Annotated in this window: 12 protein-coding genes and 1 riboswitch; of the genes, 6 read left to right on the top strand and 6 right to left on the bottom strand. The window is 42.6% G+C overall.

All coding sequences use genetic code 11. The annotated features are described in order from the left end of the window. The first annotated feature begins 45 nt into the window (after positions 1–45). Together AC19MV_RS13345 and AC19MV_RS13340 are read left to right on the top strand one after the other, a co-directional pair. Complete coding sequence (locus AC19MV_RS13345) at positions 46–750, top strand: CoA transferase subunit A (protein WP_160056821.1); 705 nt, start codon at positions 46–48, stop codon at positions 748–750. A gap of 13 nt (positions 751–763) precedes the next feature. Next, the gene (locus tag AC19MV_RS13340; protein ID WP_160056823.1) at positions 764–1,420 is read left to right on the top strand and encodes a 3-oxoacid CoA-transferase subunit B; all 657 of its coding nucleotides are present in this window, start codon (positions 764–766) and stop codon (positions 1,418–1,420) included. A gap of 64 nt (positions 1,421–1,484) precedes the next feature. Here the strand turns inward: AC19MV_RS13340 and AC19MV_RS13335 are convergent, their stop codons facing one another. Then, positions 1,485–2,342 (bottom strand): universal stress protein, encoded by an 858-nt coding sequence (locus AC19MV_RS13335; RefSeq protein ID WP_498308148.1) that lies wholly within the window; start codon positions 2,340–2,342, stop codon positions 1,485–1,487. A 332-nt stretch (positions 2,343–2,674) separates the two neighbouring features. Between AC19MV_RS13335 and AC19MV_RS13330 the strand changes: the two genes are divergently transcribed. Beyond that, positions 2,675–3,868 carry a cation:proton antiporter gene (locus AC19MV_RS13330; RefSeq protein ID WP_498308146.1) on the top strand — a complete coding sequence of 398 codons (1,194 nt, stop codon included), beginning with the start codon at positions 2,675–2,677 and terminating at the stop codon, positions 3,866–3,868. A gap of 9 nt (positions 3,869–3,877) precedes the next feature. Here the strand turns inward: AC19MV_RS13330 and AC19MV_RS13325 are convergent, their stop codons facing one another. After that, complete coding sequence (locus AC19MV_RS13325) at positions 3,878–4,375, bottom strand: TlpA family protein disulfide reductase (protein ID WP_498308144.1); 498 nt, start codon at positions 4,373–4,375, stop codon at positions 3,878–3,880. Between the two features lie 327 nt (positions 4,376–4,702). On the opposite strand from AC19MV_RS13325, the gene AC19MV_RS13320 reads away from it, so the two are divergent. Then, positions 4,703–6,493 (top strand): acyl-CoA dehydrogenase C-terminal domain-containing protein, encoded by a 1,791-nt coding sequence (locus tag AC19MV_RS13320; RefSeq protein ID WP_498308143.1) that lies wholly within the window; start codon positions 4,703–4,705, stop codon positions 6,491–6,493. Positions 6,494–6,589: 96 nt separating this feature from the next. Here AC19MV_RS13320 and AC19MV_RS13315 read toward each other — a convergent pair whose 3' ends face one another. From AC19MV_RS13315 to AC19MV_RS13300, 4 genes are all read right to left on the bottom strand, one after another. Beyond that, complete coding sequence (locus tag AC19MV_RS13315) at positions 6,590–7,168, bottom strand: thymidine kinase (protein ID WP_498308141.1); 579 nt, start codon at positions 7,166–7,168, stop codon at positions 6,590–6,592. Between the two features lie 154 nt (positions 7,169–7,322). Further along, entirely contained in the window at positions 7,323–8,882 is a 1,560-nt protein-coding gene (locus AC19MV_RS13310) for a Na+/H+ antiporter NhaC family protein (protein ID WP_498308170.1), read from the bottom strand. A gap of 79 nt (positions 8,883–8,961) precedes the next feature. Then, positions 8,962–9,177, bottom strand: a riboswitch (Lysine riboswitch). Between the two features lie 451 nt (positions 9,178–9,628). Continuing rightward, entirely contained in the window at positions 9,629–10,552 is a 924-nt protein-coding gene (locus AC19MV_RS13305) for an electron transfer flavoprotein subunit alpha/FixB family protein (protein ID WP_432401683.1), read from the bottom strand. A 1-nt stretch (position 10,553) separates the two neighbouring features. Next, entirely contained in the window at positions 10,554–11,303 is a 750-nt protein-coding gene (locus AC19MV_RS13300) for an electron transfer flavoprotein subunit beta/FixA family protein (RefSeq protein ID WP_432401681.1), read from the bottom strand. Positions 11,304–11,738: 435 nt separating this feature from the next. On the opposite strand from AC19MV_RS13300, the gene AC19MV_RS13295 reads away from it, so the two are divergent. Together AC19MV_RS13295 and rcsF are read left to right on the top strand one after the other, a co-directional pair. Continuing rightward, complete coding sequence (locus AC19MV_RS13295) at positions 11,739–12,149, top strand: H-NS histone family protein (RefSeq protein ID WP_432401679.1); 411 nt, start codon at positions 11,739–11,741, stop codon at positions 12,147–12,149. A gap of 140 nt (positions 12,150–12,289) precedes the next feature. Next, the gene (gene rcsF / locus AC19MV_RS13290) at positions 12,290–12,685 is read left to right on the top strand and encodes an Rcs stress response system protein RcsF (protein ID WP_498299000.1); all 396 of its coding nucleotides are present in this window, start codon (positions 12,290–12,292) and stop codon (positions 12,683–12,685) included. Positions 12,686–12,789: the final 104 nt, after the last annotated feature.

Here is a 12,789-nt window from a genome sequence, read left to right as displayed (position 1 = left end):
CAGAAAAATACTCACCGTTGTGAACATAACAATAAGGACAACAAGATGGCAGGATTCAATAAAGTCGTCCACAGCTATGAAGAAGCACTAGCAGGACTGAATGACGACATGACCATTATGGTCGGCGGGTTTGGTTTGTGTGGTATTCCAGAAGGCTTAATTAACCACATGGTTAAATTGGGTGTAAAAGGCTTAACCGCGATTTCAAACAATGCTGGGGTTGATGATTTTGGTTTAGGTTTATTGCTAAAACAACATCAAATTTCGACCATGATAGCCTCTTATGTTGGCGAAAATGCCACCTTTGAACAACAAATGTTGTCAGGTGAGCTCAATGTCATACTCACGCCGCAAGGCACATTGGCCGAGAAAATTCGGGCTGGCGGCGCCGGTATTCCGGCATTTTTCACCGCAACTGGTTACGGCACGCCGATAGCTGACGGTAAAGAAACCCGTGAAATTAAAGGTCGTCATTACGTATTAGAAGAATCATTGACGGCAGATTTTGCCTTAGTTCGCGCGTGGAAAGCCGACACTATGGGTAATTTAGTGTTTCGTAAAACCGCCGCTAACTTTAATCCAATGATGGCCACTGCGGGTAAAATTACCGTAGTCGAAGCGGAAGAGATTGTAGAACCAGGCGAGCTCGATCCAGACCATATCCATACACCCGGTATTTATGTTGACCGCGTCATCAAAGCCAGCTTTGAAAAACGTATTGAGCAACGTACCGTCAAAGCTGCGAAATAAGGGAGATAACACCATGGCACTGACCAGAGAACAACTCGCCCAGCGCGTAGCAAAAGAATTACAAGACGGCTTTTACGTTAATTTAGGTATTGGGATCCCTACCCTTGTGGCTAACTATATTCCGCAAGGCATGCAAGTGATGCTGCAATCTGAAAATGGTTTACTCGGCATGGGCGAGTTTCCGACAGAAGAAAACATTGATGCCGACCTTATCAACGCCGGCAAACAAACGGTTACCGCAGTGGCTGGCGCGTCATTCTTTTCATCAGCAGAAAGCTTTGCGATGATCCGTGGCGGTCACGTTGACTTAACGGTACTAGGTGCATTTGAAGTGGATGTTAATGGCTCTATCGCCTCATGGATGATCCCAGGCAAGCTGATTAAAGGCATGGGCGGCGCAATGGATTTAGTCGCTGGTGCTGATAATATTATTGTCACCATGATGCATGCCGACAAACACGGTAATTCGAAATTATTATCTACATGTGAATTGCCATTAACGGGCTACGGTTGCATTAAACGCGTCATTACCGATTTAGCCTTTATGGAAATTAAAGACGGTGCATTCCATCTTTTAGAGCGCGCACCAGGCGTGTCGGTTGAAGAAATTGTCACAAAAACAGCAGGTAAGCTAGTGGTACCAGAGCATGTCCCAGAAATGACGTTTTAAAATTTAAGTGTTATTTGCAATAAGCCCGGTTTTTACCGGGCTTTTTTTTATCGGTCGTTAAACATTATTCTTCGGTTGGGATAACCAATACATTACTGCGCATACGACTTAAAATCTCTTCTGCTGTATTGCCAATAATTCGTCCTAACAACCCTTGGCGCTGCCTTGCTCCTACTACAAAATATTGGCTTTTTAAGCGACAGGCTAATTCAAACAAACACAATTCTGGCTCACCGGTAATGATGTGCATGCAATCAGCATCAACACCTATTTCAGCAATTTTTTGTTTATGCTCGGCATACGCTTTTTTCACCAAAGCATTAATATCAAGCAAATCCATATCGCGCACAATTTGTGGAATTCTGAGTACGTAAGCGACATGTAGCATTGTCCCCGTCGCTTTAGCAAACTGCTTTCCATGGGCAATCACGGCATCATTAAGGCGTTGTTTGGCAGGGTTACTGGTGCCTAAGTCGATTGAGATTAAGGTCGTTTGTCCATTATTGAGTGGATTGTTGGTGAGCAATAATAAAGGCACTGTCGTATGGCGAATAAGCTGCCAGTCGGTAGGTAAATAATGGTCGGCATGGTGAACGGCTTTAACCATTAAATCAAAACCATGACGCTGAGCATGGCTGCAAGCATGTTCAAAAAGGTATTTACTCCAAATCACATGTAATGGCACATCTTCAGCATCAAGCGTATCTAAATGGGCTTGTAATTGTTTTTCTCGTTGAGTCATCAAAGCTTTTTGGGCCACTCCGGCCAACCTTGGGTTGTCACGGTCGGCACCACTTAAATAAGCATAAGTATAAGCAAACACTTCGGCTTGTTTATTTAATTGTTTCGCTAACGCCAACCCATGCGCAACAGCATCTGTGTGCGCGCTTTCCATTTGAGCAATCACAAACATTTTGTTCATTTAAATCTCCTTTATGGGACGTGTTAATGACTCATTTGCATCCTAAACACATTGGCTGATACTGATATCGCTGCGGTGCTATCTCAGTAAAAGTCTGCTCATCATCTAATCAAAATCTGACCGGCTCAATTGTTCAATCACTGAATCAAAAGCCAAGTAAAAATAGCGGCTACATAGACAAAAAACATTCTCAATAAACGTGAGCTAGTAACTATCTTTAGCTTAGCTAATAGCGTAAGTTTGTGCATAAGTATCGGTGTAAAAATTGATCAACATCAACTTTGTTAGACCAAAACTATCAAATACATATTGCCCAACTTAAGGAAAATGAGATGGCAATAGACAGCTTTGTAATGGCACTTTTTCTCATTCTAGTTGGCGGCCGCTTATTTGGTGAGTTGAGTGCACGATTTGGGTTTCCTAGCGTGGTGGGAGAAGTCACCGCTGGGATCATTATTGGCCCGTCACTGCTCAATTGGGTTACCCCACACAGCACTTTAGCCATCATTGCCGAGTTAGGTGTGATATTGCTGTTATTCGATATCGGCTGCGAAACCTCAATCAAACATCTGGCTAATTCTGGCCACAAAGCAATGCGTGTCGCGCTACTCGGCATTGCGATGCCGTTATTGGCTTGTGGTATTGCCAGCATGTATTGGCTTTCGATTCCTCCTTTTACCGCATTATTTTTTGGTTGCGCCCTCACAGCCACCAGCATTGGTATTTCAATGCGGGTATTAAGCTTAAATAATCAAACTCAAAGTGTGGCAGGGCACATTATTCTTGGTGCGGCGGTTATCGACGATATCGTTGGGGTGATTTTATTAAGCGTATTGTTTAACTTTGCCTCATCAGGCGAGTTTGCTATTGGCTCAACTCTAGTGCTATTTGCCATGATTGCAGCGTTTATCATTCTTAGCCCACCGTTAGTGAGAACCATCATTTATTTAACCCGCTGGTTGCATCTTAAAGCCAGTATTCCGGGGTATGAAGTCATGGTCGTTATGGCATTAATTTGCCTCTTCGCTTGGTTAGCCCACTGGTTTGGCACACCCGCCATTTTGGGCGGCTTTGCCGTAGGTATGGGCTTATCGAGACAATTCACCTCCCCCTTTAATCGGTATCTTAAAAACCCTTTTGCTTTTACTCATAAACTCGAAGAGTCTGCCAAACCATTGGTGCAATTATTTAGCCCGGTCTTTTTTGTGTACGTGGGGATTAGCCTTGATCTTAGTCAGCTTGATTTGAGCTTAATGGGAATACTGCTGTTACTTGGATTAACCTTAATTGCAGTCGCAGCCAAGTTTGTTGCAGGTCTAACAGCGAGTTCCGATTGGCGAGAACGGTGTATTGTCGGCTCGGCGATGGTTCCCCGTGGTGAAGTCGGGTTAGTGTTTGCTGAAATGGGCCGACAGCTTGGAGTCATTCACGCTAAAGAATTCGCGATTTTAGTTATGGTGATTGCCTTAACGACCCTTGTTGGACCGCTAATGTTAAAATTGACGTTACGTCGAAAAGCCAAATAAACCGCGCCGTTATTGCAGTATATATTGCAGTGCTTTGTCTAAATTCACATCGTTTGGATCGGCGGTATGCGTAATCCATACAATATGGCCACTACGATCAATAAACACTGTAGTGGGCGTACCTTTGACTTCGTATAGCTCGGCCACTTTATCACCCTTGACTAACGTTATCATCCCGACACCACGGTCAAGCAAACTTTGGGCTGGATTTGCATCAGCATCTTCGTTAAAACTGATGCCTATCATCTGTAAATCGGTATGTTGATATTTAAGTCGAAGTTTTTCTAAACCGGGCTGTAATTTTTTACAATAAGGGCACCAAGTTGCCCAAAAGTGAATGACGACAGGCTTGCCAGCATAGTCACTCAAACTGACGTGCTCGCCATCGGCGGTCGATAACGTAAAGTTAGCGGCAACCGACTCATTAAGCTGCGCCGCGGCATGAGTAACATGCAACGGCAACATTAACAAGATTAACATCCCCAATATTGACCCAAATACCTTCATATCTCGCCCTGTGTTATGCGTTAACTTGCACACTGACTTTATGTCGCATTCAAGTTATTTATTGATTACATCAATAGACCCGACTTAAGCCATTTAGTATTCGCTGACATATGATCTTTTACAGATGAATATGGGTATTAATATTCACAGTCAACAAATCGTGACGTTAACACCCTACAAATAAGTTTACGCTTACGTAAAAATAATACTGAGTTTTTACTCGAAATTGGGTATGTTATATACACTGACACCATCTGATTGGACCAGTAACAATTAACAAGCTAGTTACTGGCAACATTGCGTTAACCATAACCAAGGAATGATCTTATGCCTATTTACCAAGCTCCTCTGCGTGATTATCAATTCATATTGTCTGAATTGCTGAATATCTATCAACAAACTGATTTACGCGGTTTTGATGAAATAGATGCGGATCTCACTGATGCGATTTTGCAAGGTGTTGCCGACTTTACCACCGACATTATGCTGCCACTCAATGCCAGCGGTGACTTAGAAGGCTGTAAACTGGTTGACGGCAAGGTCATTACACCAAAAGGGTTTAAGCAAGCTTACAAACAATATGTAGAAGATGGTTGGGCGACGTTAACTTGCGATCCTGAATTTGGCGGCCAAGGCTTACCTGAAGTGATTGGCACCTTTGCGACTGAAATGAAAACCGCGACGAATATGGCCTTTGCTATGTATCCAGGGTTAACCCATGGCGCTTATTCGGCGATTCATGTGCACGGTAGCGATGCGCTGAAACAAAAGTACTTAGCCAAATTGGTCAGCGGCGAATGGACTGGCACCATGAACTTAACCGAGTCTCATGCCGGTACAGATTTAGCATTATTACGCACAAAAGCGGTGCCTGCGGGTGATGAGTTATTTGCCATTAGTGGTGAGAAAATCTTTATTTCATCGGGCGATCACGATCTTGCCGACAATATTATTCATTTAGTATTAGCTCGCCTACCCGATGCGCCAGAGGGCGTTAAAGGCATTTCGTTGTTTGCAGTGCCTAAATTTTTAGTCAATGCAGATGGCAGCCTAGGCGCAGCAAACACATTAAGTGCTACCGGTTTAGAACATAAAATGGGCATTCACGGTAATTCAACGTGTGTGATGCATTTTGACGGCGCAATCGGTGAGCTCGTTGGCGCGCCACATCAAGGTCTAAAAGCCATGTTTACCATGATGAACCAGGCACGTTTAGGCGTGGGGATTCAAGGTTTAGGCGTATCAGATATTGCGTACCAAAATGCTCTTGTTTATGCCAAAGAGCGTATTCAAGGCCGTGCATTAAGCGGTGTTAAGCAGCCTGAGCAAGCTGCTGATTCATTACTCGTACACGGTGATGTTCGCCGTATGCTGTTATCACAAAAGTCGTTCAATGAAGGTACACGCGCATTAATGGGCCAACAAGCATTATGGCTGGACCAAGCTGAGCGTCATACCGATCCTGCACAAGCAAAACAAGCCTCCGCCCTTGCTGCGCTATTCACTCCCATTGTTAAAGGGTTTGTCACCGATCAAGGCTTTAAAGCTTGTGTTGATGCCCAGCAAGTTTATGGCGGCCATGGTTATATTAATGAATGGGGCATGGAGCAGTTTGTCCGTGATATCCGTATCGCGATGATTTATGAAGGCACTAACGGTGTACAGGCGCTTGATTTAGTCGGTCGTAAATTATTGGCAGACAAAGGTGCGGCATTAACGCTATGGTCTGGCATGGTCAAAGAGCTCGTGCAGCAATATGCCACTAATGATGCAATGAAACCTTATCTTGCAGGGTTAATGGATGCGGCAGGCGATCTTGAAAAAGCCACCGGCTTTATTGTGCAGTCAGCCAGCAAGAACCCTGATTTAATTGGCGCAGCATCAATGGCTTATATGCAGTTGTTTGGTATTACAGCACTAGCGTGGATGTGGACTCGCATTGCAGCAACATCATTAGCCGCATTAGAAGCAGGTACAGAAGAGGCTAGCTTTTACCAAGCTAAACTTAAAACGGCACAATTCTTTATGAGCTATTGGGGTAGCCAAACCCGCAGTTTACGCAAACAAATTGAATCAAGCAGTGCTGATATTGTTGATTTCGCAGAAGCCGATTTTTAATATTCGCCGAAGCCGATTTTAATAAATAGTGACACACAAAAAAGCCGCATCAATTAACTTGAAGCGGCTTTTTTATTTGGTTAAGTTAGGTTTAATTTAATCCCACAAAAACTCACGAAAATGCTTACGACAAACCGACTCGTAACTCTCGTTACCGCCAATGGCAACTTGCTCGCCTTCACGCATTGGTTTACCGTCATGATCAAGACGCACGACCATGTTAGCTTTACGACCACAATGACAAATCGTTTTAAGCTCAACTAATTTGTCGGCCCAGGCTAATAAATATTGGCTACCAGGAAATAATTCTCCTTGGAAGTCATTACGAAGACCGTAACACAATACAGGAATATCCATATTATCGACCACATGGGTAATCTGCCTCACCTGTTCTTTACTTAAAAACTGGCTTTCATCAATCAATACGCAATGAATTTTTTGTTCATTATGAGACGTCGAAATTAACTCTATTAAATTATCAGTACTACCAAATATCTGCGCATCTGTTTCGATACCAATACGTGATGATACTTTGCCAACACCATAACGATTGTCTATCGATGCCGTCATCACTAAAGTATGCATCCCGCGCTCGCGGTAATTATAAGAAGACTGTAGTAATGAAGTCGATTTACCGGCATTCATTGCCGAATAATAAAAGTACAGTTGTGCCAAAATTATGCGTCCTAATAGTTGGTCTGTTTATGTTGCATATAGTAACTGTTTTAACATGACAACGACAAACAAAAATGCCGTATTCGTTATGAGTACGGCATTTTTAACGACAGCAACACAGGCTGTATTTATCGATTAATCTTAGGGCTAACGATTATTTTTTTGCCCAAAAGTGCAATATTACGATGCTAATAACAAACAACACACTACAACTAATTAAACCTGCCACCAATGAGCCCGTAAAACCTAAAACGGTATAACCGACTAAGCTAATAAACGCAGTAATGAGTGCGTAAGGTAATTGAGTCACCACATGGTCAATATGATGGCAACTGGCGCCTGTCGATGACAAGATAGTGGTATCCGATATCGGTGAGCAATGATCGCCAAATACCGCGCCAGACAACACCGCAGCCAACATTGGCAACATCATGGTACTGTCACTTCCCATCGCCATGTCTGCGGCAATAGGCAACATAATGCCAAACGTGCCCCAACTTGTACCCGTCGAAAATGCAGTAATACCCGCTAACAAGAATAACACTGCTGGAAGTAAGGCAAATGGAATATTGTCAGTGGCTAAACTTGCCATGTATTTACCGGTTTCAAGCTGACCAATCACACTCGCAATCGTCCATGCAAACAGTAAGATATAAATAGCCGGCAACATTGAGCGTGCGCCCACTGTCATGCCTTTGACTAACATCGACCATTCGACTTTCTGCTGAATGGCAAGTCCTACGGTAGCAATAAAGCCAACAAGCGAGCCCAAAAATAGTGATGAACTGACATCGGTATTTTCAAATGCACCTAATACGCTAAAGGGTAACTCGCTTGCGGCGAGTGAGTCTGCGCCACTTGATACCATAAAATACACGGTAGCAAACACTAAGATCGCAATCGGTAAAAATAGGCCAATCACTTTACCGGTATCGGCTTCAGGTAAATCCGTTGCCGCGCCAGGAGGTTGGCCTTTAGTTTCGTCAAATAAGTTACCACGAAGCGCATTGAGCTCATGCTGGCGCATCGGGCCAACATCTAGACTAAAAGCGGCAACGCATAGCAATAATAGCAACGAGAACACCGCATAAAAGTTCATTGGGATCATTTGCACAAAGACACTTAAATGACCCGCATCAGCAAAACCGTGTGCCGTTAAAATACCGCCAATGAGTGCAATAATGTATGCGCCCCAGCTTGAGACCGGTGAAATCACACAAACAGGCGCGGCAGTAGAATCGAGAATATAGGCCAATTTAGCGCGCGAAATATGATAACGGTCAGTAATAGGACGTGAAATAGAACCGACAACTAAGCTGTTAAAGTAATCGTCAATAAACACCACGCAGCCCAAAAACATGGTCATTAACTTGGCGTCACGCTTATTACGAATGTGCCGTTTAGCCCAATCAGCAAACGCCCTCGCTGAACCACTTACCGTGATTAATGCTGTGATCATCCCCAATACAATTAAGAAACCAAGGATATACACATTCCAACTATTTAGGGCTGCGTCTTTCCACACTAACTGACTGACTGTATTGGCAAGATATTCACCACTGCCAATCATGGAAAAATCGGTTAGCAATAGCGCACCTAAGAGAATACCTACCCCTAATGACAGCAGCACTTTACGGGTAAAAATAGCCAAGGTAATTGCCACAAGTGGAGGCAAAACTGACAGTGCCGAATCGGCATAACTTATTATCATAATTTAATTATTTCTTCGTTGAATACGAATAAGGAAAAACTAGAAATAAGGCTAAACATACACAGAAAGTATATGCGTTAACGTTACTAGTAGCACTCCACAGTCATACCCATTTAATATGAATATCATTTTTTTATCATGTCGATAAAAACACTATGACAGTGCAGCCCCTTTCGAGAACGGCACCAACAAATGAGGGCGATCAACTCATTTATTTCGGCATGGCATCCTTTTATGCTGAATTATTGGCATCACCCAATTCAACATGACTCTTATGCAATGCACCTCTACTTTTGCTGCTTGTAAAAACACACATTACAAATAGCGCCGACATACAATCATAAATGGCACATTGTGCGCCAGCAATAAGCGCTAAACTGCAGCACAAGCAACAATAACGTTAACTTTCCCTACAATCTAACAGCATTAGTTTAACGTTTTTAAATCAAATGCACACTAGTGTAATGGATACAAAAACAGCAACCAATACCAATCCGCATTAAATAAGTGACTACTCAGAATACGTCAAGCGGTTTTAGATTAAGGTGTCGCTATTGCGCCACGGTTGTCCCCTTTCAAATAGCGAGACCGCAGAACAAAAGCTGATGGGGCATTCTTTATTAATACCAACTCCATGGCAGCATAAAACGGTCAATAAAAAAGGTTTCTACCGATTAAGTAGAAACCTTTTATTATCGAAAGCACACTATCAAGCGATAAGTGACTCTAACTGGAGCAAACTGCCCTGATTAAACTAAATTGTTTAATGCAGGCACAGCCTCAAATAAGTCAGCCACTAGACCATAGTCAGCCACCTGGAATATCGGTGCTTCAGGATCTTTGTTAATGGCCACAATCACTTTTGAATCTTTCATACCGGCAAGATGTTGAATCGCGCCAGAAATACCAACAGCAATGTACAAGTCAGGGGCCACAATTTTACCCGTTTGACCTACCTGTAAATCGTTAGGAACAAAACCAGCATCGACTGCGGCACGTGATGCACCAACAGCGGCGCCTAACTTATCGGCAAGTTGTTCAAGAATACCAAAGTTTTCGCCACTGCCCATGCCACGACCGCCAGAAACGATAATGCCAGCATTACCTAGCTCTGGACGAGCAGATTCTGTTAGGGCTTGCGATACAAATTCAGTCCGAGCGGCAATCACTTGGCTTACGTTGACGGTATCAGCACTGCCTGTAGCAGCAACGGCATCAAACGCACTTGAACGCACTGTCATGACTTTCTTAGCATCTAAACTTTGTACTGTCGCCAATGCATTACCGGCATAAATTGGACGGACAAATGTGTCACTACTGACCACTTCTATCACTTCAGAAATTTGTGCCACATCTAACAGCGCCGCAACGCGAGGTAAAGTATCTTTACCGATACTGGTTGCCGCAGCTAAAACATGTTCGTAATCTGCAGCAAGTTCAACCACGAGTTTCGATACGTTTTCTGCCAGTTGCGCGCTATATTCAACACTGTCTGCAACCAATACTTTACTCACACCAGCAAGGCTTTGTGCTGCAGTAACCGCTGCGCCACAATCTGCGCCAGCAACAAGCACATGAATATCACCACCAATGGCCGCTGCAGCACTCACTACTTTTGCCGTATCTGATTTTAAACTGACGTTATCGTGTTCCGCTAATACTAAAATGGCCATGTTAGATCACCTTCGCTTCGTTTTTTAACTTTTCGACTAACTCTTCAACTGAAGACACCATAATTCCGGCTTTACGGTCCACCGGCGGGGTCACTTTAATGACAGTTTGATGAGCTTTGAGGCTAACACCTAAATCAGCAACCGATAAGGTTTCTAATGGCTTACGTTTAGCTTTCATGATGTTAGGCAATGAAGCATAACGAGGTTCATTTAAACGAAGGTCAACGGTGACAATAGCGGGCAAAGGCATTTTTAAGGTTTGTAAGCCGCCATCAATTTCACGGGTTACTGTAACCATGTCGCCATCAAGCTTAACTTCAGACGCAAATGTTGCTTGAGGCATGTCCGTTAATGCAGCAAGCATTTGACCGGTTTGGTTGTTGTCGCCATCGATAGACTGCTTACCAAATATGATCAATTGAGCTTGTTCTTTTTCTTGTACCGCTTTTAACAGCTTAGCAATTGATAATGGCACCAGCTCTTCATCAGTTTCAATATGAATCGCTCTGTCTGCGCCCAGTGCCATTGCCGTTCTTAACTGCTCTTGAACCACTTTGGCTCCTACACTTACCACAATCACTTCAGTGGCAATGCCAGCTTCTTTTAAACGAACGGCTTCTTCTACTGCAATTTCGCAAAATGGGTTTAACGCCATTTTAAGGTTGGTCGTATCAACATTTGTGTTGTCAGCTTTTACCCTGACTTTCACATTGGCATCGACTACGCGTTTAACAGGCACCAATATTTTCATAGGTTTTCCTTACTACACCTTCAATGTATGTGGACAACACACTGGCGTTTGCCAATGCAAGATGGGATTACTTTACGTCCTGTTAACGTTAACGTCAACAAAAGTCAAACGCTTGTTTAGATTTATTTACCTTCAAGCTGGCAACCAAACTAAACAACATTTAAACAATAGAGGGTTAACAATTAAGATTAAATAAAAAATATTAGACATTAAAGGTAATTTAATTTGATCCTATAACGAATAGTTTCTATTATTACGCTAATATTCAGTATTATTAAACAGTGTATCGGTAACGTTGTGGGATTTAATCTCATCAATATTAATAAAAACGGCCTAAATAAACCATATGCGATACTGAAATTTACCTTGTAAGTTGAACAACTTGTCTTTTAAACATTTTATTTTTAATAATAAATCATTAGGAAACTAAACAACATGAGTGACTTTCTAGATATTTTAACCCACGGTCGTCGTTTTAAAGCAGCAGTAAAAGAATTGTCTCTTGATGATTTACGTGACACTGCAGTTAAGTTAGAAAAAATTATTGCTGACCGCGAAGATGAAGAGAAATTAGAACTTGAAGCCAATGCAGAACGTAATGCACGCATTGCTGAAATTTTAGCGCAAATTGAAAACAGCGGTTTATCAATTGAAGACTTAGGTGATGTGACTTCTGCACCTAAAGCGGCAAAAGCCAAACGCGCTCCACGTCCAGCAAAATATCAAATCACTGTTGACGGTGAATTAGTTCAATGGACTGGTCAAGGCCGTATGCCAACCGTGTTCAAAACCCAAATTGAAAGCGGTAAAGATATCAAAGAATTCTTAATTCCTGGTATGGAATAAGTTTTTCAATAAGCTATTTATTGATTAACCAAAAAAAGGGCTTACTTAGGTAAGCCCTTTTTATTTGACAGCTTTATCATCACCAGAAGACAAGGTAAACTTAGTAGTTGATTCCTACTCTTTCATTAAAGGCTACGGCTATGAATTTTTCTGTTAAACACGCATTGGTTTTTTCGGGCTTCGCACTTTTATTGACTGCCTGTGCAAGTGATTATGTATTCAAAAGTAATTTAGACGGTAAGGCTATTAACGAATATTTTAAAGTGGGTGATGTAGTTTTATATGACGGTGAAGTTCAACCTAAAGGTCATTTTGAAGTATTAGGTTTAGTTGAAGGCGAAGCTTGCCAAGAAACCGCCAAAGATACTCCACCACAGATTTCTGATGCACGCAGTAACGCAAGACGAGCGGCGGCTGACTTAGGAGCCAATGGTTTTGTGGTTAAAAGCTGCTTTGTGATCAACGAACCTGATAATAGCTGCTACAGTCGCGCGCTTTGTGTTGGCCAGGCAATCAAAACAGCTGACGTTAAATAACCCACAACAGGGTAATATCACCTAGCCGCTAGACCATAAATAACATGATTTATCACAATATTACTCATCATGTTATTTATGGACTTTACTCCTACATCAGCTTA

The organism is Shewanella sp. MF05913, assembly GCF_059758095.1.
The sequence above is the reverse complement of the archived record's forward strand: the minus strand, read 5'-3'. Positions and strand labels throughout refer to the sequence as shown.

Coding starts and splice junctions, on each gene's coding strand:
- AC19MV_RS13345 (WP_160056821.1), top strand. CDS start 46: ATGGCAGGATTCAATAAAGTCGTCCACAGCTATGAAGAAGCACTAGCA.
- AC19MV_RS13340 (WP_160056823.1), top strand. CDS start 764: ATGGCACTGACCAGAGAACAACTCGCCCAGCGCGTAGCAAAAGAATTA.
- AC19MV_RS13335 (WP_498308148.1), bottom strand. CDS start 2,342: ATGAACAAAATGTTTGTGATTGCTCAAATGGAAAGCGCGCACACAGAT.
- AC19MV_RS13330 (WP_498308146.1), top strand. CDS start 2,675: ATGGCAATAGACAGCTTTGTAATGGCACTTTTTCTCATTCTAGTTGGC.
- AC19MV_RS13325 (WP_498308144.1), bottom strand. CDS start 4,375: ATGAAGGTATTTGGGTCAATATTGGGGATGTTAATCTTGTTAATGTTG.
- AC19MV_RS13320 (WP_498308143.1), top strand. CDS start 4,703: ATGCCTATTTACCAAGCTCCTCTGCGTGATTATCAATTCATATTGTCT.
- AC19MV_RS13305 (WP_432401683.1), bottom strand. CDS start 10,552: ATGGCCATTTTAGTATTAGCGGAACACGATAACGTCAGTTTAAAATCA.
- AC19MV_RS13300 (WP_432401681.1), bottom strand. CDS start 11,303: ATGAAAATATTGGTGCCTGTTAAACGCGTAGTCGATGCCAATGTGAAA.
- AC19MV_RS13295 (WP_432401679.1), top strand. CDS start 11,739: ATGAGTGACTTTCTAGATATTTTAACCCACGGTCGTCGTTTTAAAGCA.
- rcsF (WP_498299000.1), top strand. CDS start 12,290: ATGAATTTTTCTGTTAAACACGCATTGGTTTTTTCGGGCTTCGCACTT.